Source organism: Pelagicoccus albus, from assembly GCF_014230145.1.
In the GTDB taxonomy this organism is placed as follows: domain Bacteria; phylum Verrucomicrobiota; class Verrucomicrobiia; order Opitutales; family Opitutaceae; genus Pelagicoccus; species Pelagicoccus albus.
This window is the reverse complement of sequence record NZ_JACHVC010000012.1, coordinates 955881-973631: the sequence shown is the minus strand read 5'-3', so window position 1 is coordinate 973631 and position 17751 is coordinate 955881. Positions and strand designations below refer to the sequence as shown.

Below are 17751 nucleotides of genomic sequence, written 5' to 3'. Positions count from 1 at the left end.
TCCCCAGTGTGAGTAAGTTCTCCAAGTTTCGGCTTAACATCGGCTAGGCAGCTGCCAAGTGTCGTCTTCTATGTACGAAATGGTCGGTTCAGTTAAGCTTATCGAAGAAACACAGACGTTTGCTAGCGGCTTCGCGAAGCGTGAGTTTGTCATCACCACCGAGGACAAGTATCCTCAGGATGTGAAGTTCGAGGCGACGAAGGAGAAGATCGAACAAGTGGATCGCTTGAAGGAAGGGGATCACGTGAAAGTCAGCTTCAACATCCGTGGAAACGAGTACAAGGGTCGCTACTACGTGAACCTGCAGGCTTGGAAGATCGAAAACGCGGGCGGTCAAGTTTCACCTTCCCTCGATGCAGCGACCTCTGAGTCCAACTCAGCTGGAGGCGGAAACCTCGACGATCTGGAAGAATCACCCTTCTAAGGCTTTTTTCTTTCGAAGCTCGGAGTCAGTTGACGCCGAGCTTTTTTGTGTCCGAATGAGGAGGAGCAGCCCACAGGGCGGCTGAATTTAAAATAGCGACCAACGTGCCTACTTCTCTTCGCATCTCCACCTTTTCGGGTTCTCAAATCGCGGGGTTCGTTCCGGACGTGGCCAAACTTCGTATAGAAGTTTTTCGCGAGTACCCTTACCTCTACGAGGGAAGCTTGGACTACGAGTCTGAGTATCTTCTTTCTTATGCCCGGACGGAGCGGAGTGTTTTCGTTATCGCGTCGGACGGAGAGGAGGTTGTGGGCGTTTCGACCGGTCTTCCCATGTCTGATGCGGATTTGGATTTTCAAAAACCATTTGAGGCGGCCGGATTGGATATCGGATCGGTGTTTTATTTTGGCGAAAGCGTGCTTCGCTCCGAGTATCGAGGATCTGGGGTCGGCTCACGTTTTATGCGAGAACGGGAGTCTTTCGCCCGAGCTCTCGGCGGGTTTCGCTTTTGCACCTTTTGCGCGGTGCAAAGGTCAGGCGACGATCCGAGAAAGCCCATTGGCTACCAGGATCTAGGCGGCTTTTGGAGGAAGTATGGCTTTGAGGAAAGGCCCGATTTGGAGACCCGCTTCAGCTGGAAGGAAGTTGGCGCGGAAGCGGAACGCGAAAATCGGATGAGGTTTTGGATCAAGCCGCTTTAGGACTGCGGGCTGGCCAAAAAAAGAGGCGAACCAATGGTCCGCCTCTGAGCAAATACGTCATTAGATCGGAAGCCAATCAGAACGGGGCTTCGCCGCTCTTCGGGCTCCACTGGCTAATGTGGGTGATTTTTCCTTCTGCGTCCAAGGTGAATACCGCGACTTTCCCCTTTTCCTGAGGCCATTCGTCGAAAAGCCCGTCTTCGTTCATGACCAGGATGCGATGGGAGTACTTGCGCATCTTGGGGAGGGCGAAGGTGTTGGCGATGATTCCCGGCATTCCGTGGATATTGGCCACGTAGACTGCTTTGTTTTCCGGAAGGAAGTTTGCGCCTTTCTCATCGAGGAAAGCGTTTGCTTGTTTGCCGGGGCCCATCTCGTAACTCGCTAGAACGTAGCGAGTTCCGCTTTCGATAGCGTACGGCTTCTCGTGTTGGTCGGTGCCAGACAGCTTTGGCATGGTATCTCCGACAGATACTGGATCAGCGTGTAGGCTTAGTGCGAATACGAGTGAGGCAATAGCGCCGAAGGCGCGTTTGAAGCTGGATTGGATCGTTGTCATAGCTACCGATTAAACGAACGAAAGTGGTAGCTCAAGGCCATCTCGGATTAAAAAAAATTAATCCAGCTTTCAGAATTGGTTAATCAAGCTATGCTAGGCTGTGAAGATGATCAAAAAGTGTGTGCCCATTTCCTTTTTAGCTCTTGCCTCAGCCTTCAACGCTTTTGCTGCCCCAATTAAAATAGACTACCAGAACTCTGAGTTCGTGGTCGATGTAGGAGCGACAATGCATTCGTTCGAGGTTGTTTTGAATGACTACAAGGCGGATTTAGCCTTAGGAGAAGGAGGGGCTTTGGAAAAAGCGGAGTTCTCTTTCGCCTGCACCGATCTCGAATCCGACAATGCGAAGCGGGATAAGAAGATGCTTCGATGGCTCGAGACTGAAAGTTACCCTCAAATCTCATTTAGCCTGAAGGAGGTGAAGGATGGGCCCGAGGGGGCAGTGGGGGTGGGAGACCTGACTATGCATGGAATGACCCGGACCGTTGAGGTGCCCTTCACGATTGAGAAGGATGGAAGCAAAGTTGTTCTCAAGGGCAGCTCTGTGGTCGACCATCGAAATTACGATTTGGAAGTGATTACTATGCTCTTGATGAAGGTGTATCCGGAACTTGAGATCTCCTTCACTTTGGTTGGAACCACCGACGCTTAAGTAAATGGTTTCTTTGACTGACTTTGAGCAAGACGTGGAGCACGTCGTACTGCTTGACGACGATTACGAGCAGATTGGCACTTTGTCCAAAGACATCGCTCACACCGGAGAGACTCCTCTGCATTTGGCGTTTTCCCTATTTCTCTTCGATTCGCGCGGCCGCCTGCTCGTGCAGCAGCGGGCACGCAGTAAAATGACTTGGGCGGGAGTTTGGTCGAACTCTTGTTGTGGCCATCCTATGTTGGGAGAGGAGATCGAGGATGCAGTGTATCGACGTACCCGCTACGAGTTGGGTGTCGAATTGGATGCGGTCGAGTGTGTCTTACCCCATTTTCGCTACCGGGCATTTTGGAATGGGATCTGGGAAAACGAACTTTGCCCGGTTTGGGTAGGGTTTTTGGAGGAGACGCCCGCTCATTTCGAAAAGTCCGAGGTTGAGGCTGTGGATTGGGTCGATTGGCAAGCGTTTGCCGCAGCGAGCGAAAATCCGGAAGGCAGCGAATTCGCTCACTTCTCCCCTTGGTCTATGATGGAAACACGAGAATTGCTGCGAAGTAGACGCTTTCGGCTGTTGTTTGAAGAATTTCAGTCGCGCTCGGAGCAAAGCACGAATTCAGGACAGAAAGGTGTCGGCAATGTCATTTGAAACGCTTGTACAACTTGAAGCCTATCTTCCGGAAATTTCGCAGTGCGAAAGTAAGCTCGGAAAGACCCTGTCCTACGCTCTGAGTACGCAAGGCTCCCTGTCGAGAGCTCGACTCGCCTATTCCGTGGCCAGCGAACTCGATCTTTCGGAGAGGCATCGTGTTAGCCTCGCTGCGGCGATAGAGTTTTTTCATATAGCGTCGCTTCTTTTCGATGATCTTCCCTGTATGGATGATGCGGACACGCGTAGAGGCGATGTCTGCGTGCACCGGATACACGGTGAGAGCTCTACGATTTTGGCTGCCTTGGCGCTCATTAACCGAGCTTACTTCCTCATGTATCGAGCATTTGCGGCAGCAGATCCTATCGCCGCGGAGGAGGCCAATAACCTGGCTGACGAGTGTCTCGGCCTGGCTGGCATAATCAATGGGCAGGCTTTGGATCTCAATTTTGGCCAGACGGATCAAAGCGCTGAAGTCGTTAGGCTAGTGGCGGTGCAGAAGACGGGAGCTCTGTTTCGGCTTTGTCTGCTGTTGCCTGCTATTCTTGGTAGAGCGAGCCGATATGAAAAGATGCATCTAGCCCGCTTGGCCGAGCTCTGGGGGCTTGCTTACCAGTCTGCTGACGATTTGAAGGACGTTTTGCTGAGCGAAGGCAATGCGGGCAAGACGGTCAGACAGGATGAAGAGAAAGGCCGTCCCAACCTCGCTTTGAAGCTAGGAGTGAGGGAAGCCACCGCTGAACTTGATCGTACCATGCGTGCTGCTTCATGCTCTGTCTTGGCACTGTCGAGTAGCTATCCGCGGAAATGGTTGGGCGTCTCATTGTTTCAGAAAGAGTTTCTCGCGAAAGTGGAACCTCTTCTTTCTTCTGAGGCAGTAGCATGACATTCGGCAAACTGATCCTAATAAATGTATTAAGACATCGGGTACGAGCCGCCATTGGCTCTGCAGGTATCGCGTTCGGTGTGGCAGCCATGTTGACGGTCCTCTCGGTCGTCCTTGGAGCGATAGGGATGTTCGAAAAAATCCTCTCGACCGATAGCAACTATCTGGTCTTCGAGCGAAATGTGTCGGACCTCTTTTTTAGCAGCGTGGACATGGAGAGCGTAGAGGGTCTGCGCGAGATCCCGAACGTAGAGTCTGCAAACCCGATTTTGTTCGGAATCGTATCTTCGCAGGATAATCCGGTAATCACCTGTTTCGGAATAGAGCCTGAGGACCCCCGTTTAAAAGAGGCTGAATGGTTGGCCGGAAATCCGTCCAACTTTACGCTCGAAGACGAGAGGGTCTACCTTGGGTCTCGGGCAGCGGAGTTCATGCAAGCTAAGGTTGGTGAGTTTGTGATGGTAGGTAAGCTAGAGCTAGAGGTGGGGGGTATCCTAAAGATGTCCAGCGGGTTTGAAGATGGTGGCGTCTTCATGCCGCTACTGCTCGCTCAAGACTTTTTTCATCGCGAAGAGTATTGCTCGATTGTTGCTGTAAAGTTGCGGGATGTTGCGGAGGGACCTGCTTTTGAGCGTCTGATCGCGGAGGAGTATGGCGATCTTATCGCGTTGGAGAATGAAGAATTTAGCCAAAGCTACAGCCAATTTAAGATAATGTCGGCTACGGCTTGGGCGGTTGGCGTCTGCGCTTTCCTTCTCGGAGGTATGGGAGTTGCGAATACGATGCTGATGTCCGTATTCAGCCGTATTCGCGAGATTGCGATTTTGCGGGTAGCTGGGTTTTCCAAAGGGCAGGTTGCGGGCATGATAATCGGAGAATCTCTCCTGCTTGCGATTGTGGGTTGTTTGTTTGGCTTTTTGCTTGGATATGGAGCTCTTTTTGTGATGACGCATATTCCCCAGTTGAATGGATATGTTCAGCCAGTGGTAGAGTTGCCTGTGGCGATGGGCATAACGATTGTTGCATTTGTCACCAGCGTTGCCGGTTCTTTGTATCCGGCGTTTCACGCAGCGAAAATTCAACCTGCGGAGGCTTTGAGATATGAGTAGCAAACGAATGGATACGCCAGTCATCAAAGTTTCGCAGGTGTGCAAGAGTTTCGACGATGGGAAAATTCAGGTTCTGGCTGATGTTTCGCTAGAGATATATCCTGGCGAGATCGTTGCCTTGTGGGGGGCATCAGGATCAGGAAAAACCACCTTGCTACACTTAATGGGCGGGCTCGATGCTGCAGACTGTGGTTCTGTTGTGGTGGATGGATTGGATCCTGCCGAAGAAAAGGATCGTCTACGCTTGCGGCGTGAGAAGGTTGGGTTCGTTTTTCAACTACATAACCTAATTGCGGACCTGACTCTATATGAGAATTGTATGATTCCTCTCGTGGCGACTGGAGGCGATCGCGCTGTATTCGAAGAGCGTTTTCGAAAGTTGTCTGAGCACCTAGAGGTGGATCATCGTAAGGATAGGCGGATACAGGAATTATCCGGTGGGGAACGTCAACGCGTCGCAATTTGTCGAGCCTTGATGCACTCGCCACGGGTGATCCTCGCAGACGAGCCGACAGGGTCCTTAGACGAAAAAGTAGGGGAGACGGTATTCGAGTTGCTTAAGGAAACTGCCCGCCAGGAGGGAGTTACCATTGTGATGGCTACGCACGAGCGGCGTTTTGCAGAGGCTTGCGATCGGATTTTCCAAGTGCGGAGCGGCGTCGTGAAGGAGCTATGAGTTCTCAGGCCAGGGTCGAAAAGATTCAGGAGCAGGTCGCTTGGTTTAGCGTCATTTGGCTGGCTGCAGCCAACCTAGTGGGCCTTTGGCTCGCTATATTGCTGCTTTGGCCCTCTTTGGGCAATCTGTACGGGAAATTAGGATACGGACGCTGGATGCCTTTGCATATGGATTGGCAACTCTATGGATGGTGTTCCATGCCAAGCCTTGGGCTTGTCGCTCTTAGGTTTGGAAAACACGTTGAAGGAGGGGTTGTGCTGTGTTCGAGGTCGTTTTGGATATGGAGCTCGGTCTTGCTTGTAGGCGGTGTTACTTGGCTGTTGGGAGACGTAACGGGAAAGCCCTTTTTGAACTGGAGTGGATTTTCCAGAAGATACCTGCTCGTCGCTTTGTTGGTTGTTTGGGTGATGCTTCTGTGGAGTTGGTGGCCGCGTTTCTCCCATCTCAAGGGGACGCGATCTAAGCTTGATTTCGCATTAGATGGATTGGCTTTAGCCATGTTGGGATGCGTTCCTTGGGCTCTCTTTTGGGTATCAGACGCGTCAATCTATCCACCCGTCAATCCTCACAGTGGGGGAGCAACTGGGCACTCTCTCATGCTTTCGACTTTAAGTATCGTCGTACTCATGGGGGCCCTTCCGGGGATTGTGCTCGGATTAAAAAAACGAGAAGAAGTAGGGCGAAGCTCCTTTATTTGGTTTGCTGTCCTCTATCTGGCCTCGATTGCGCTATATCAGTTTATCGAGCACGGGAATGCCTCCAACAGCGATTGGGATCAGATTATCGGTTTGGGATCCTTGATGATCTGGCCGATCATGGTGGCGTGGGTTTGGAATGGTTTTGCTTGGAGAGAGGGCAGCAGGCTTTGGCGCGGCATGTTTGTTTTTTGGTGGTCATTGCTGGCAGTGAGTGGATGGGTCTTCTTCTTACCTGACGTTTTGCTAGCGGTGAAGTTTACCAACGCGATGGTTGGGCATGCCCATCTTGCCATGGCAGGCATGGTGAGCGCTTTGAACATGATTATTCTCACGGAAATGGGAGGAAGCTCGCTGGTATCGGACACGCTCGGTTCTCGTGGACTAACTTGGGCGTGGAATGTTGGATTGTTCATTTTTGTTGGGGCCCTGATGGCTCAGGGTGTAATCGAGGGGAAAGATCCCCAGCGGTTGTTCCTCTTCGATACGGTGAGCCAGCTTGTTTACTTGCTGAGGCTGTTGAGCGGAGCTCTCTTACTTGGTTGTAGTTTTGTTTGGTGTCGTAAGTTATGGATACAGAAAAAGGCATAGGTCGAATCGCTCTGTGGGTTTGCATTATCGCGGTTCTAATGGATGGCGGTACTGGAGTGCTATTGGTGACGGCACCGGCGTTTACAATCAGGCTAATGGGGATGAATCCGGATTTGGAGCCGCTTGCCTACATGCAGTTTATCGGGGCCTTCGTTTTCGCCGTAGGAAGCCTGTACGGTTTCGCTTTGAAGAATTTAATGTGCGGTCGTGTTTCGGAGTGGCGAGCTCTTTGGTTTGCTACAGCTTGGGCTCGCTTGTGTGTAGGTTCCACCGTGGCAGGCTTGATCTTAACCGATCGACTGGATCCTTCGTGGATCTCAGTGCCGGTCGTGGATCTAGGGCTCGCTGTTTTCCAATTCTGGCTACTTGCCAAGTCCAGAGGAAGCGATGCCTAGTCATCCGATAGGGAGGCGATTCAATAAGCGGAGCACTTTAGGGGCTACCGGAGTCATTGTCTGTACCTTCGTCTATTTCCTTCTTTTTGCCCAATTTGCTTTATTGCATCGTATAGAAGAGTTGGATGCTGAAAAGGAATGGCTTCAGCCGGTGATGCTTTTGATGGGGATCGGTGGTTTGCTTGGAAGCTTTGTGGCGTGGAAGTTGTATCGAATTACGAGATACAGGTTTCTTTTAGGAGCGAGTTTTTTCCTGTGTTCTGTCTTGGCTTTCATAAGCTCAATGACGAATAGGTTGGAGGTATTCGTGGGAGTTGGATTTGGCGTCGGGCTCTTTCTAGGGATGTTGACCGTCTTTGTGGTTCCCACTCTGCGTCTAACGATTTCTGCTTCAAAAATCGGCTTGTGGTCTGGTGTAGGGACGGGGCTCGCCTATTTTTTCAGTAATCTCCCGTGGGTTTTCCAGATGAGTCCCGCTATGCAATGCGCTTTTTGTGGGATAGTAGGACTCCTCGGCCTTTTCCTTGTTGGTACCTTGCCAAGGGATGCTATGGAGTCATTTGAGGAGCCAGTTCCAGGTTCGGAGAATGGCAAATCTTTCTTTGGGCCGACTCTTGTTCTTTTCTTCTTCTTGGTCTGGCTCGATTCAGCTGCTTTCTATGTAATCCAGGAGACGGATAGTTTGAAAGCGGCAGCTTGGGGAACGCCAAATCGCCTTTGGGGGAATGGCCTTTTTCACTTATTCTTCGGAGTAGTTAGCGGCGTTATGATAGATCGCGGACGACTCATTGGAGTCCTCACCATAGCCATGCTTTTTCTTGTCGGAGGATCGCTGTGGTTGACTGGAGGATACAGAGATGTCGCTTGGCTAGGAGCTGTGTTTTACGTATCCGGCGTCTCCCTCTACTCTACTGGTTTAGTCGCTAGTATTGCCAAGCAAGGCGAGATGCAAGGGCAGTGGCCTATGGCCAAGCGGGCTGCTTTGCTATTTGCATTAGCGGGCTGGGTTTCTTCAGGTATGGGTATTGGCATGGCGAGAGATTTAGGGACGATCCCGTACTTGTTTCTCTTGGTCGCTTTGGCTGCGTGTTTAGGGGTTAATCTTTGGTTGGCACGTTTAGTCAGGAGAACTGCTGCATGAAAACAATGTTGATCCTCGCGTCCCTCTTAATCGCGGCCGCTGTTTGGAGCCTCAGCCTCGCTACAGTCGAAAAGACAGTTGCGGGGGAAGAGGTCTATATTGCGGAAGGGTGCATTCATTGTCATTCGCAGTATTCGCGACCAGGTAGTCTGGATACGTTCACGTATGGGCCAGCTACTGACCCCGATGAAGAAACAGAGGGAGCGGTTTTGATTGGCAATCGTCGACAAGGCCCAGATTTGAGTTCGATTGGGTTGCGTCGTTCGAGGGACTGGAACCGTATCCATTTGATCAATCCTCAAGCGGTTTCGCCTGATTCCCGTATGCCGAGCTACAAGCATCTATTTGAAGGCGCCGCTGTGGAAGGGGAGGCCTTGCTAGACTATCTGTCAGCTTTGGGGATAAAGAGAGGTGCCGATTGGTATAAAACGGTATTTGATTGGGAACCTGAAAACTTGGATGGCGATGAAGGAAATGGAGCCGCCTTGTTTAGTCGGCTCTGCCAGCAATGCCATGGCGCGACGGGGGGAGGAGATGGCGAGCTAGCAAAGCATTTCAATCCTGCCCCTACGAACTTCACGCAAGGTACGTTTCGATTTGTGCCACTTTCCTTGCCCCCTGAAAATCGTCGACTTCAATTAGCAAGAATTATCAAATACGGACAGGCAGGTACGTCGATGCCGGGGCATGAATATTTGACCGACTCGCAAATCGCCGATCTGGTAGCTTTTGTGAACACTCTTTCTGCAGAAACTAAAGTCGTGAAATGAGAATATTGGTGGTCGAGGATGAGGCACGGGTTGCTGCTTATATTGAGAAGGGGTTCCAAGAAAACTCATACACCACTTCGTGGGCTCGTAATTGCACCGAAGCGAACGATCTTTTGAGTGAGGGTGGCTACGATTTGATTGTACTTGATCTAGGACTACCAGATGGAGACGGTTTGGATCTCCTCAAAGATTGGCGGCGTTGTGGATTCGAAGAGCCAGTCGTTATTTTGAGCGCGAGGGACTCTGTGGCAGACAAGGTTGATGGCTTGAATTTTGGGGCGGACGACTATGTGCCCAAGCCTTTCTCCTTCGAGGAGCTTTTGGCGAGGGCCCGCTCTTTAATGCGACGGCATGGTAAATCGAATCAAACCGTTCTCAAGTATCGGAACATTACTTTGGATCTCCTCGCTCATAGCGCTAAGGTCGGAGATCGAGCAGTCGAATTGACGAAACGAGAGTACTCGTTGCTGGAATGCCTGATGGTAAATCAAGGTCGTGTCATGACGCGTACAGCAATTGGCGAGAGTATTTGGGAAGCACGTTACGACATGCAGACCAACCTAATCGACGTCTATATTCGCAAGCTGCGACAGCATTTGGGAGATGATGGCGATCCTCCGCTGATTAAGACTGTACGAGGCGTTGGATACACAATGCCATGAAGTCTATTTCCTTCAGGTTGACCTTATGGTACGGATTGGCGGCGACTTTATCGGCGGGCGTTTTCCTATTGGTCGGACAATACATGCTGGAACGCAGCTATGTGGAAGGGATTGACGATCTCAACGACAAGGAGTTCGAGGAGATTGGGCCTCGGATTCAAGAAGTTGGACATGGGGATATCGAAGCGGTGATTCGTTCCGTTTTGAGTCACACCGAAATCGACGCTTCCCTTTACTTTTTCCAAATCGAGCGCTCAGACGGTTCGGTCTTTTTCACGAGTAGCAATTTGGGAGGTCACCATCTGCCTGATACCGTGCACGGAGTAAGCGAAGTGACTGTTTTCGATGAAGAATTGGGCTGGCTAAGAGTTTCAGAGTATGAGGTAGCTGGATACGTCGTTCACATCGGGAGCTCCTTGCAAGGGTGGAATACGCTCAATAAAAAACTCGTCAGGTACGCAGGGCTTATCTTGGGGCTCGTCTTTTTGACAAGCCTTGGAATTGGCTACTTCCTGAGCCGCCTTGCTCTTAACCCAATAGCGAACATCGAAAAGACTGCCAGTCGGATTGGAATCGGGAATTTGAGCGAACGTATCGAGGTTCCGAGAACCAAGGACGAAATTGCCAGTATGACGGTGCTTCTGAATGAGCTCTTCGACCGGCTTGAGAATGCGGTATTGCAAGCTCAGCGATTTGCGGCGGATGCCTCGCACGAGCTGAAAACACCCCTTTCGCTGCTGCGCTTGAGGGTAGAGAATTTACTAGGTTCCGAGGATGTTTTCTCGGAAGCGGGTAGAGACGAATTGGTCGGCCAGTTGGAGGATATCGAAAATTTGGGTACAGTTGTAGACGAGTTATTGCTTCTCTCCAAGTCCGAGGCTGGCGTGCTAAAGCAAAATATCGTGGAGCATTCAGTGGGTCGGTTTATTGATGACTTTGCCCTAGATGCTCAGGCCCTCTGCGAAGATAAAGGCGTCAGCTTTGTCGTCGAAGAGAAGGTTGCCTCCCTTGTGCCATTCGACGAGATGTGGATTCGCCATACCTTTTTCAATCTCTTGTCCAATTCCCTAAAAGTATCGGACGCTGGCACTACCATAGAGCTCGAGTCCAGTTTGGAGGATGGGTATTGGTTGATCGGGTTCTCAGACCAAGGACCAGGTATCGAGGAGTCCAAGCTGTGCAGGATATTTGATCGATTTTATAGTGAGCAGGTGGGGGCAGAGGAGCCAGGATCCGGGTTGGGGTTAGCGTTATGCCGAAGTATCGTAGCTCAACATCGGGGGAGTATTCGGGCCATGAACCGAAAGCCTGATCGTGGACTTAGGATTGAGATTCGGTTGCCGCTCGGAAAGCCAAGGTAAACGAAGCGATGGCTAAGAATTGGAAAGTCGTCTCCGGTGTGGAGGACATGGAGAGGCTGGGTCATGCAAGCCCTATCACTTGGGATGATATTGAGCCAGAGATCCCTTGGATCGCGTGGCTGGGTCATGCGTGTTTCCTGATCCGTTGGCGAGGGTTGAGTATAGTTGTGGATCCTGTATTCAAGAAATGGTTAGGACTGATGCCGCGTCGTTTGCCAATTCCCGATCTGAGTAAGCTAGAAGGCTTAGACGCCGCTCTGATTAGCCATGGGCATATGGATCATTTGGATAGCGGTACATTAAGGCGGCTAGCTCCGGAAAAGATATTTATCCCTCGCAAAACGATCGGCTTCCTGTCGCGTGATTTAAAAAAGTGTAGCAGGGGCTTGGCGATGGGGGATCAATTTTCTATCGGAGGGTTGACCGTAGATGTTGTGGCGGCGAAGCACGGCGGTTGGCGATACCCATGGCAAAGGGGCTACGTAGCCTGCGGTTTCGTACTGAGTGATGGGACGCGGGCTGTTTACGTGACGGGAGACAGCGCTTATGGGCCGCATTTTCGCGAAGTTGGACTAAGTCGGAACATAGACGTGGCCCTGTTGCCCATTGGAGCCTACTCGCCGCAATGGTTTCTGCAAAAGCGGCATATGAACCCAGAGGAAGCCTGCCAAGCGGCGTGCGATTTGGGTGCGAAGGAGGTGATACCGTTTCATTTCGGTACCTATCGCTTGAGCTTGGAGACGGTACGCGAGCCAGCGGATCGCTTTATCGAAGCGGCGAAAGGGCAACCTTGGCGATGGCGTTTACCCTACTGGTTCTGATCACGCTTATTCCGGCCAGGAGTTCGAATTGAGCAGCACTGCCCAATTAGGTGGTGAATAGCAAATGTAGGCCCACGCGATTCGGTCTTTGCCGGCTGAATCTTTTACCCAGATGACGCGTCTCTGATAGGCGCTTTTGACGCCGGGAATGAAATTTTCCCATTCGTCCATTTTCCGCAAAGAGCCGGGTTCCAGCGGGTATTCGAAAAGTTCGCCCTCGATATAGCCTTGGTCGCTCGCGACTGGATCATGCATGTGAGAGAATTCTAGGGCGGTCATCCAGTCCTCTTTTGTATCCAAGGAAGCGTCTACGATAGCTTGCTCCGGATCGACTTGAAGGATGGGGTAACCTTCCCTCAGTCTCCACAAGCTCCCGAGCGCTTTTGCTGGCTCGACTGAGAGGGGAGGCACGCAATGGATGGAGTGTTCTGGCTGGTCGCTTTTAAGGGTGCCGTAGGCGAATAGAAATTGGGTATCCATTTGATTGGGAGGGATCGGTTTGCGGGGGCTGAGGAATTTCTGGTAGCATACATATGCGAGTAAGCGTGCTCCCTACGAGTAATCAATTCGCCAAATGTAGGAACTGGTGCCGGAGAAGTTGTTGCTTTTTAGACTCTTTCTTCGAAGTGGACTGGAACCTACAGGTGTTGTACTATCGTGAGAGTAAGTTTTTATCCGTTTTAGAACGGTGAAATCCGGGTATTCTGGTTTTGTGTGGTTTTACATTTTGAATGATCGTTGATGGACAAGGACGACAAGGAACTTGAGGAGGCTTTGGATCTCTGGAAAGAGGTAGATGTGGATCATCCGCGACTGTCCTCAAGGGTATGGTCTCGACTGGCGGCGGATAACAAGGATGCGGATAATTTGCCTGGATTTCTGGGGCTAATCCAAGCGGTTTTGGGTCGTCCGATTTATGCGACTGTCTTCGTCGTGACCTGCGTATTGGCAGGTCTTCTCGCGGCGGAATTTCGAGTGGCCCACAGAGAGTTGGAGCGTAGTGACCAGATCATTAAAGCTTACCGGGAGGTTGTGGATCCGCTGCTGGAAGAAGCTGATAGAGGGTATTAGGAGCGATGTGGAAGGCTTTGTCAGTGTTGATCTTAGGACTCGTGAGTGGAGCAATAGCCCACTTCTCCTACTACGGTGCCTATGCCCCTCAGCCATTTCATTCCGGATCTCGCTTGGAGCTTGATTGGATGCGAAGAGAGTTGGACTTGTCAGACGCTCAGTATGCCAGAATTCGCCAGCTCCACGAGGAACGCGAAAGCGATATCCGAGCGCTGTCGAAGCGGGTGAGGGAGTTGGAAAATTCGCTCCGGGAGATGGAGGCAAAACGAGTTGCGGAAGGGTACGTCGACTACATGGCGATCCGGAATTACGTCCTAGCCAAACGAGACGTGGACGAGGCATGCGCGGAATCTACTAAAGAGCTCATAGCCTCCGTGGGTGGAGTGATGACCCTCGATCAGAGACGCCGATATTTGTCTCTCCTGCAGACAAACTAGACTGAATAGTCTGCTTTATGGCTAAACTAAGGCTTGTCATAATCTAATATTTGGGCGGAACTACGGACGCTGGTTTTCTGTTTTCTTTTACCCCTTACCCCCACCCAGATGCCCTCCAATAATGACACTGATCTAGTGTTGCTCGAAGAGCTACGCAATGGTCGTGACGCTGCATTGAACGAATTGATCGACCGTTGGCAGCGTCCGTTTCTCAGTTTCGCTTTCCGCTACGTTCAAAACCGAGAGGATGCCCGTGATCTCGTGGAAGAGCTTTTTGTACGAATCTACAAGAACCGGAAGCGATTCAAGGAAGGTACCAATTTTTCGGCGTGGGCGTTCACCTCGCTGTCCAATCTCTGCAAGAACTACGAACGGTGGAAGAGGCGCCACCCGGCGTTTGGCAAAGAGAATTTGCGGGAGGAATGGAACGACTCCGATTTGAAGATTCACCCTTTGGTCGATCTCTCTTCCTCGAGCCAGCCCGACAGGCAGGTCTTAGGGAAGGAGCGAGTTGAGCTCGTAAAGGATGCTATCGCCAAGCTTCCGCATGATTTAAGGACGACTTTGATCCTCTATCAATACGAAGGTTTGAGCTACAAAGAGGTGGGCGAAATCGTGTCTTGCTCGGTGAAAGGAGTAGAGACGCGACTTTACCGCGCTCGCAAGGCTCTGAAAGCGATGCTCAGTAGCAAGATCGGTCCCTCGAGCGACATTTGGGGCGAAGAGACGGGCTAGTCGTTGCCGTTTGAGGCGCTCGAGAGCTTGCCGTCTTTGCAGGCGAAGGTTTGGCGCACGCGAGTGTTGGTAGGCCGACCCGATTTCAAGGGGATTTCAAAGGACCAACCCACAACTGTATCCACAAGTTCGCGACCTAAATTTAGACTAGGGCTCGAGATCACGCTCGGGCAGCGAACGGAACCAGTTTCGTCGATGTAAAATTCGATGGTAGCCGAGCCGGAACGGAAGCTATTTGGCTCTGTAATTCGAATGGGAAGGGGGATGCGGTCCAGTTCGTCGAAAGGGGTAAAGCTGATGGGGTCCTCGGATAGAGTTGTGTGCGTGATGTCCGCTTGGGCGGGAGCTTGGATCTGCCACCGAAGCTCTTCGTCCAGTCGGAAATCGAAGTCGAGTTTGGCGGACGACGGGACGGTGGAGCCTTGCAGTTGCGCGGGGCGAAAGCTCCATTCTTCGATCGCTTTCAAGGCAGAGTTGGTGAAGGCGGAACCGGTACTTTCCAATACGAGGGTGTCGGAAACATTTCCTTCTTCATCCACTAAAACCGCCACCGATACAAAACCTTCTTCGATCCCGACTACTCTCATCGCCCCCGGAAAACGTGCTTTGGTTTGATCTATTACACTAACCTCTTTGACGCGGTCGTTTTCCAGCTCGGCAGCTTTGCCCACAGGAAGCCAAACGGTGTAAAGTAAAGAGATGGCGGTTATCAGAAGACTGCGTTTCATGGCTTGTCTAATTAGTTAAACACCGATTCTTGCCCGTTTACTTCAAGGACTTGCAGAGGGTGATTACAGACCCCCGAAAAGGTCGTCCAAAGTCCGCTCCACTTTTATGGATACCGCTTCCTTCTCTCGGGAGGAGGTGAGCAGGGCGTCTATCATTTTATGGAAAGCGAGCGCTTGTTTCCCGTTTGCGGCTGGTTCCTCTCCCGTCTCGATCGCTTGCAGAAAAGAAACGGCTAGGGCTCTGAGCTGGGAGGACGAGCAAGAGGATTTTGCGTAGTCGTAGCTTGTTCCGTCCTGATCGCGTCGTTGCCCTGCGGATACGTCAATGCTTCCCCTCGTGGCGGTGAAACCGATCACCTGTTGGGATTCGCCTGCAGGTAAGGCAGCCTTTAGCTGGGCTTCTATCTGTAGGCTGGCTCCGTTTTTGAAGCGCACCACGCCGCAGAAAGTATCCTCTGCGGGATGCTCCAAATCTGAAGCGAAAGGGGCGGAAAAGGTATCGTAGCGAGAGCCGAGCGCTTCGATGGGATCCGGCGCTCCCATGGCGAACCAAAGGGCGTCCAGCGTTTGCGTTCCTACTTCGAGCAGGGCTCCTCCTCCCAGATCGCGCTCTAGTCGCCAGCTGTCGGCCGGGAATTCCCAGTCGGCGACTAGGATGCTCGCTTTGCCATTGGTCGGTTCGCCGACTTGGCCGGCTTCGACGAGACCTTGAGCGATGGATACGCGCGGGTCGAAACGAAGCGGATTAGCCCACATGAAAATCTTCCCGACTAAACCGGCAGAGGTGACTATGTGGGAGACCTCGCTGCCGCGAACGCCAACAGGAGAAGCGCAGAGGACGTGTAATCCCAGATCGAAGGCTGCTCCGACATGCCGCTCGTGTAGATAGGTCGGGCTCGCTACGATCAGAGCGTCGAGTTCTACGGTCTGCAGGAGTTCGTCAAGAGATTCGAATGTCTTGTCGACTCCCAGCGACTCAGCTGCTTGGGCAAGGGTCTTGGGGTCTGGGTCTGCGATGGCTACCAATTTAGCGTTTTCAAGATCTGCGAATCCAGATGCGAGGGTAGCTCCATAGTTGGCTCCGACAAGTGCGATGCGAGTAGGCATGGTTTCAGGCTGAATGGCGGAGGCTTTGGGGGGAAGGAAAAATTGCCTCAGTGGGTTGGTGAGATTCCTAGTCGCTTGTCTTGGCGGTAGCATTCCGCTTCGTTGTGCGGATGCTTCGCGTACAGGGCTTGAAGTTTTTGGATTGGGAGGAGATCGAGCTAGAAATGGCTGCGGGAGAGATCGTTGCGATCCAAGGGCAGTCCGGTTCCGGCAAATCGCTTCTTTTGCGAGCGGTGGCGGATTTGATTCCACGAGAAGGGGAGGCTTTTCTCGAGGGTGTAGCATGCAGCGAGTTTTCGCCTACTGACTGGAGGCGCTCGGTTTGTTTCCTGTCCGCTGAAGCTCTTTGGTGGGTGGATCGAGTTGGAGATCATTTCGATAAAACTGTACCCGAGGAACGACTACAGCGCTTGGGACTCGCTTCCGATTGCTTGGATTGGGAGGTGTCTCGCTTGTCGATGGGAGAACGGCAACGTCTCGGTTTGCTGCGTATGTTGGATCGGGAGCCGCGAGTTCTCTTGCTCGATGAACCGACTTCCAACCTCGATTCCGAAACAAGCGTCGCGGTGGAGGCCCTGCTGCTTGAGTACCTGGAGGAAAACCAAGCTGCCGCAATTTGGGTCACGCATGATGACTCTCAAGCTCGTAGATTGGGAAGTAAAGTTTATCGCATGGCAGGCAAGAAACTGGAGGTGGTCACGTAAATACGATTGATCTAAGCTATTGGGACCTTGCCTTGGCCGCGGGGCTAGCGGTGGCCTTGGCTCTGTTGTTTCGCGGAATGAAGCTGGGGATTTCCGGGGCTTTGCTAGTCGCGGGAGGTCGGATGATGATCCAGCTAACCCTAGTTGGTTATGTATTGAGATTTCTATTTCAGGAGGGTCGGCCGTGGTTGGTGGCTTTGATGGCCTTGGTGATGCTCACGGTGGCTTCGAGGGAAATTCTCGCTCGCCAAAAGCGCCGTTTGAGCGGTTGGCGAAGTTGGCGTCTGGGAGCTTCGACTCTCTTTGTTTCCTCTTTCGCGATTTCAGTCTACGGACTGATGGTGGTCGTTCGTCCCGACCCTTGGTATGCGCCGCAGTATGTGATCCCGATCTTGGGCATGATCATCAGCAATACGATGAATGCCATCAGTCTGGGCATGGATCGACTTACCGATGCGATTTACTCGAACCGAAACGTGATCGAGCAGCGCTTGGCTTTGGGCCAAAGCTCGCAGGAGGCAATAGGCGGTTATGCTCGGGACTGTATTCGATCCGGTATGACGCCTGTGATTAATTCGATGGCTACGGCGGGGATCGTATCGCTGCCTGGGATGATGACGGGGCAGATCTTGGCGGGAGCGTCGCCCTCGGAAGCGGTTGAGTACCAAATCGTGATTTGGTTCATGATCGCGGGTGGCTGCGGTTTCGGGATGTCGGTGGCAATCCGCTTGCTCAAGGGGCAGCTCTTCGACGAACGGCAACGCCTGCGGTTGGAAAGGTTGCGGTAAGCTGGGCCGCAGGGGGGATTTATTTTAACCACAAGAGGCACAGAAGGATCAAAATCCTGCATTGGTTTAGGCTTTGAGTGTGTTTGCGCCTC

The 17751-nt window shown here is 52.0% G+C and carries 23 protein-coding genes; 19 read left to right on the top strand and 4 right to left on the bottom strand.

The window, feature by feature from the left end:
• The first annotated feature begins 58 nt into the window (after positions 1–58).
• Positions 59–424, top strand: a complete 366-nt coding sequence (locus H5P27_RS13840; protein WP_339382589.1) for a DUF3127 domain-containing protein — start codon at positions 59–61, stop codon at positions 422–424.
• A 104-nt stretch (positions 425–528) separates the two neighbouring features.
• Positions 529–1125 carry a GNAT family N-acetyltransferase gene (locus H5P27_RS13835; protein WP_185660989.1) on the top strand — a complete coding sequence of 199 codons (597 nt, stop codon included), beginning with the start codon at positions 529–531 and terminating at the stop codon, positions 1123–1125.
• A 76-nt stretch (positions 1126–1201) separates the two neighbouring features.
• Here H5P27_RS13835 and H5P27_RS13830 read toward each other — a convergent pair whose 3' ends face one another.
• The gene (locus H5P27_RS13830) at positions 1202–1684 is read right to left on the bottom strand and encodes a hypothetical protein (protein WP_185660988.1); all 483 of its coding nucleotides are present in this window, start codon (positions 1682–1684) and stop codon (positions 1202–1204) included.
• Positions 1685–1790: 106 nt separating this feature from the next.
• On the opposite strand from H5P27_RS13830, the gene H5P27_RS13825 reads away from it, so the two are divergent.
• The 12 genes from H5P27_RS13825 to H5P27_RS13770 all read left to right on the top strand — a co-directional run bounded on the left by H5P27_RS13825 (position 1791) and on the right by H5P27_RS13770 (position 12089).
• Positions 1791–2336, top strand: coding sequence for a YceI family protein (locus H5P27_RS13825; RefSeq protein WP_246462747.1), 546 nt, complete (start codon positions 1791–1793; stop codon positions 2334–2336).
• A gap of 4 nt (positions 2337–2340) precedes the next feature.
• Positions 2341–2982, top strand: a complete 642-nt coding sequence (gene idi / locus H5P27_RS13820) for an isopentenyl-diphosphate Delta-isomerase (RefSeq protein WP_185660986.1) — start codon at positions 2341–2343, stop codon at positions 2980–2982.
• On the top strand, positions 2972–3868 hold the full coding sequence (locus H5P27_RS13815) for a polyprenyl synthetase family protein (RefSeq protein ID WP_185660985.1): 897 nt from the start codon (positions 2972–2974) through the stop codon (positions 3866–3868). Before idi ends, H5P27_RS13815 begins: the two co-directional genes overlap by 11 nt.
• Complete coding sequence (locus H5P27_RS13810) at positions 3865–4977, top strand: ABC transporter permease (protein WP_185660984.1); 1113 nt, start codon at positions 3865–3867, stop codon at positions 4975–4977. Before H5P27_RS13815 ends, H5P27_RS13810 begins: the two co-directional genes overlap by 4 nt.
• Positions 4970–5653 (top strand): ABC transporter ATP-binding protein, encoded by a 684-nt coding sequence (locus H5P27_RS13805; protein ID WP_221774713.1) that lies wholly within the window; start codon positions 4970–4972, stop codon positions 5651–5653. Before H5P27_RS13810 ends, H5P27_RS13805 begins: the two co-directional genes overlap by 8 nt.
• Positions 5650–6939, top strand: a complete 1290-nt coding sequence (locus H5P27_RS13800; protein ID WP_185660983.1) for a heme-copper oxidase family protein — start codon at positions 5650–5652, stop codon at positions 6937–6939. The genes H5P27_RS13805 and H5P27_RS13800 overlap by 4 nt, the downstream gene beginning before the upstream one ends.
• Positions 6918–7334 (top strand): hypothetical protein, encoded by a 417-nt coding sequence (locus tag H5P27_RS13795; RefSeq protein ID WP_185660982.1) that lies wholly within the window; start codon positions 6918–6920, stop codon positions 7332–7334. The genes H5P27_RS13800 and H5P27_RS13795 overlap by 22 nt, the downstream gene beginning before the upstream one ends.
• Before the next feature lie 283 nt (positions 7335–7617).
• Positions 7618–8475, top strand: coding sequence for a hypothetical protein (locus tag H5P27_RS13790; protein WP_185660981.1), 858 nt, complete (start codon positions 7618–7620; stop codon positions 8473–8475).
• Positions 8472–9245 carry a cbb3-type cytochrome c oxidase subunit II gene (locus H5P27_RS13785; RefSeq protein WP_185660980.1) on the top strand — a complete coding sequence of 258 codons (774 nt, stop codon included), beginning with the start codon at positions 8472–8474 and terminating at the stop codon, positions 9243–9245. The genes H5P27_RS13790 and H5P27_RS13785 overlap by 4 nt, the downstream gene beginning before the upstream one ends.
• Complete coding sequence (locus H5P27_RS13780) at positions 9242–9907, top strand: response regulator transcription factor (RefSeq protein WP_185660979.1); 666 nt, start codon at positions 9242–9244, stop codon at positions 9905–9907. Before H5P27_RS13785 ends, H5P27_RS13780 begins: the two co-directional genes overlap by 4 nt.
• Positions 9904–11268, top strand: a complete 1365-nt coding sequence (locus tag H5P27_RS13775; RefSeq protein WP_185660978.1) for a HAMP domain-containing sensor histidine kinase — start codon at positions 9904–9906, stop codon at positions 11266–11268. Before H5P27_RS13780 ends, H5P27_RS13775 begins: the two co-directional genes overlap by 4 nt.
• Before the next feature lie 8 nt (positions 11269–11276).
• Positions 11277–12089, top strand: coding sequence for an MBL fold metallo-hydrolase (locus H5P27_RS13770; RefSeq protein WP_185660977.1), 813 nt, complete (start codon positions 11277–11279; stop codon positions 12087–12089).
• 6 nt (positions 12090–12095) lie between these two features.
• Here H5P27_RS13770 and H5P27_RS13765 read toward each other — a convergent pair whose 3' ends face one another.
• The gene (locus tag H5P27_RS13765; protein ID WP_185660976.1) at positions 12096–12569 is read right to left on the bottom strand and encodes a gamma-glutamylcyclotransferase family protein; all 474 of its coding nucleotides are present in this window, start codon (positions 12567–12569) and stop codon (positions 12096–12098) included.
• Between the two features lie 261 nt (positions 12570–12830).
• Between H5P27_RS13765 and H5P27_RS13760 the strand changes: the two genes are divergently transcribed.
• The 3 genes from H5P27_RS13760 to H5P27_RS13750 all read left to right on the top strand — a co-directional run bounded on the left by H5P27_RS13760 (position 12831) and on the right by H5P27_RS13750 (position 14332).
• Positions 12831–13160 (top strand): hypothetical protein, encoded by a 330-nt coding sequence (locus tag H5P27_RS13760; protein ID WP_185660975.1) that lies wholly within the window; start codon positions 12831–12833, stop codon positions 13158–13160.
• A 41-nt stretch (positions 13161–13201) separates the two neighbouring features.
• A complete protein-coding gene (locus tag H5P27_RS13755) occupies positions 13202–13597 on the top strand; it encodes a hypothetical protein (RefSeq protein WP_185660974.1) in 396 nt (131 codons plus the stop codon).
• Between the two features lie 108 nt (positions 13598–13705).
• Entirely contained in the window at positions 13706–14332 is a 627-nt protein-coding gene (locus H5P27_RS13750) for an RNA polymerase sigma factor (RefSeq protein ID WP_185660973.1), read from the top strand.
• On the opposite strand, the gene H5P27_RS13745 is transcribed toward H5P27_RS13750, so the two are convergent.
• Together H5P27_RS13745 and H5P27_RS13740 are read right to left on the bottom strand one after the other, a co-directional pair.
• Positions 14329–15060 (bottom strand): TonB family protein, encoded by a 732-nt coding sequence (locus H5P27_RS13745; protein WP_185660972.1) that lies wholly within the window; start codon positions 15058–15060, stop codon positions 14329–14331. The genes H5P27_RS13750 and H5P27_RS13745 overlap by 4 nt on opposite strands.
• A gap of 63 nt (positions 15061–15123) precedes the next feature.
• A complete protein-coding gene (locus H5P27_RS13740) occupies positions 15124–16167 on the bottom strand; it encodes a Gfo/Idh/MocA family protein (RefSeq protein WP_185660971.1) in 1044 nt (347 codons plus the stop codon).
• 80 nt (positions 16168–16247) lie between these two features.
• Here H5P27_RS13740 and H5P27_RS13735 point away from each other — a divergent pair, with 80 nt between their 5' ends.
• Together H5P27_RS13735 and H5P27_RS13730 are read left to right on the top strand one after the other, a co-directional pair.
• Positions 16248–16871 (top strand): ABC transporter ATP-binding protein, encoded by a 624-nt coding sequence (locus H5P27_RS13735; protein ID WP_221774712.1) that lies wholly within the window; start codon positions 16248–16250, stop codon positions 16869–16871.
• 32 nt (positions 16872–16903) lie between these two features.
• A complete protein-coding gene (locus H5P27_RS13730; RefSeq protein WP_221774711.1) occupies positions 16904–17659 on the top strand; it encodes an ABC transporter permease in 756 nt (251 codons plus the stop codon).
• The last annotated feature ends 92 nt before the right edge of the window (positions 17660–17751 follow it).

What these genes read in the sequence shown, in the direction of transcription:
- H5P27_RS13800 (WP_185660983.1), top strand. Translation starts at nt 5,650, where the DNA reads ATGAGTTCTCAGGCCAGGGTCGAAAAGATTCAGGAGCAGGTCGCTTGG.
- H5P27_RS13750 (WP_185660973.1), top strand. Translation starts at nt 13,706, where the DNA reads ATGCCCTCCAATAATGACACTGATCTAGTGTTGCTCGAAGAGCTACGC.
- H5P27_RS13825 (WP_246462747.1), top strand. Translation starts at nt 1,791, where the DNA reads ATGATCAAAAAGTGTGTGCCCATTTCCTTTTTAGCTCTTGCCTCAGCC.
- H5P27_RS13765 (WP_185660976.1), bottom strand. Translation starts at nt 12,569, where the DNA reads ATGGATACCCAATTTCTATTCGCCTACGGCACCCTTAAAAGCGACCAG.
- H5P27_RS13815 (WP_185660985.1), top strand. Translation starts at nt 2,972, where the DNA reads ATGTCATTTGAAACGCTTGTACAACTTGAAGCCTATCTTCCGGAAATT.
- idi (WP_185660986.1), top strand. Translation starts at nt 2,341, where the DNA reads ATGGTTTCTTTGACTGACTTTGAGCAAGACGTGGAGCACGTCGTACTG.
- H5P27_RS13780 (WP_185660979.1), top strand. Translation starts at nt 9,242, where the DNA reads ATGAGAATATTGGTGGTCGAGGATGAGGCACGGGTTGCTGCTTATATT.
- H5P27_RS13740 (WP_185660971.1), bottom strand. Translation starts at nt 16,167, where the DNA reads ATGCCTACTCGCATCGCACTTGTCGGAGCCAACTATGGAGCTACCCTC.
- H5P27_RS13770 (WP_185660977.1), top strand. Translation starts at nt 11,277, where the DNA reads ATGGCTAAGAATTGGAAAGTCGTCTCCGGTGTGGAGGACATGGAGAGG.
- H5P27_RS13745 (WP_185660972.1), bottom strand. Translation starts at nt 15,060, where the DNA reads ATGAAACGCAGTCTTCTGATAACCGCCATCTCTTTACTTTACACCGTT.
- H5P27_RS13810 (WP_185660984.1), top strand. Translation starts at nt 3,865, where the DNA reads ATGACATTCGGCAAACTGATCCTAATAAATGTATTAAGACATCGGGTA.
- H5P27_RS13785 (WP_185660980.1), top strand. Translation starts at nt 8,472, where the DNA reads ATGAAAACAATGTTGATCCTCGCGTCCCTCTTAATCGCGGCCGCTGTT.
- H5P27_RS13775 (WP_185660978.1), top strand. Translation starts at nt 9,904, where the DNA reads ATGAAGTCTATTTCCTTCAGGTTGACCTTATGGTACGGATTGGCGGCG.
- H5P27_RS13760 (WP_185660975.1), top strand. Translation starts at nt 12,831, where the DNA reads ATGGACAAGGACGACAAGGAACTTGAGGAGGCTTTGGATCTCTGGAAA.
- H5P27_RS13790 (WP_185660981.1), top strand. Translation starts at nt 7,618, where the DNA reads ATGACGAATAGGTTGGAGGTATTCGTGGGAGTTGGATTTGGCGTCGGG.
- H5P27_RS13830 (WP_185660988.1), bottom strand. Translation starts at nt 1,684, where the DNA reads ATGACAACGATCCAATCCAGCTTCAAACGCGCCTTCGGCGCTATTGCC.
- H5P27_RS13805 (WP_221774713.1), top strand. Translation starts at nt 4,970, where the DNA reads ATGAGTAGCAAACGAATGGATACGCCAGTCATCAAAGTTTCGCAGGTG.
- H5P27_RS13795 (WP_185660982.1), top strand. Translation starts at nt 6,918, where the DNA reads ATGGATACAGAAAAAGGCATAGGTCGAATCGCTCTGTGGGTTTGCATT.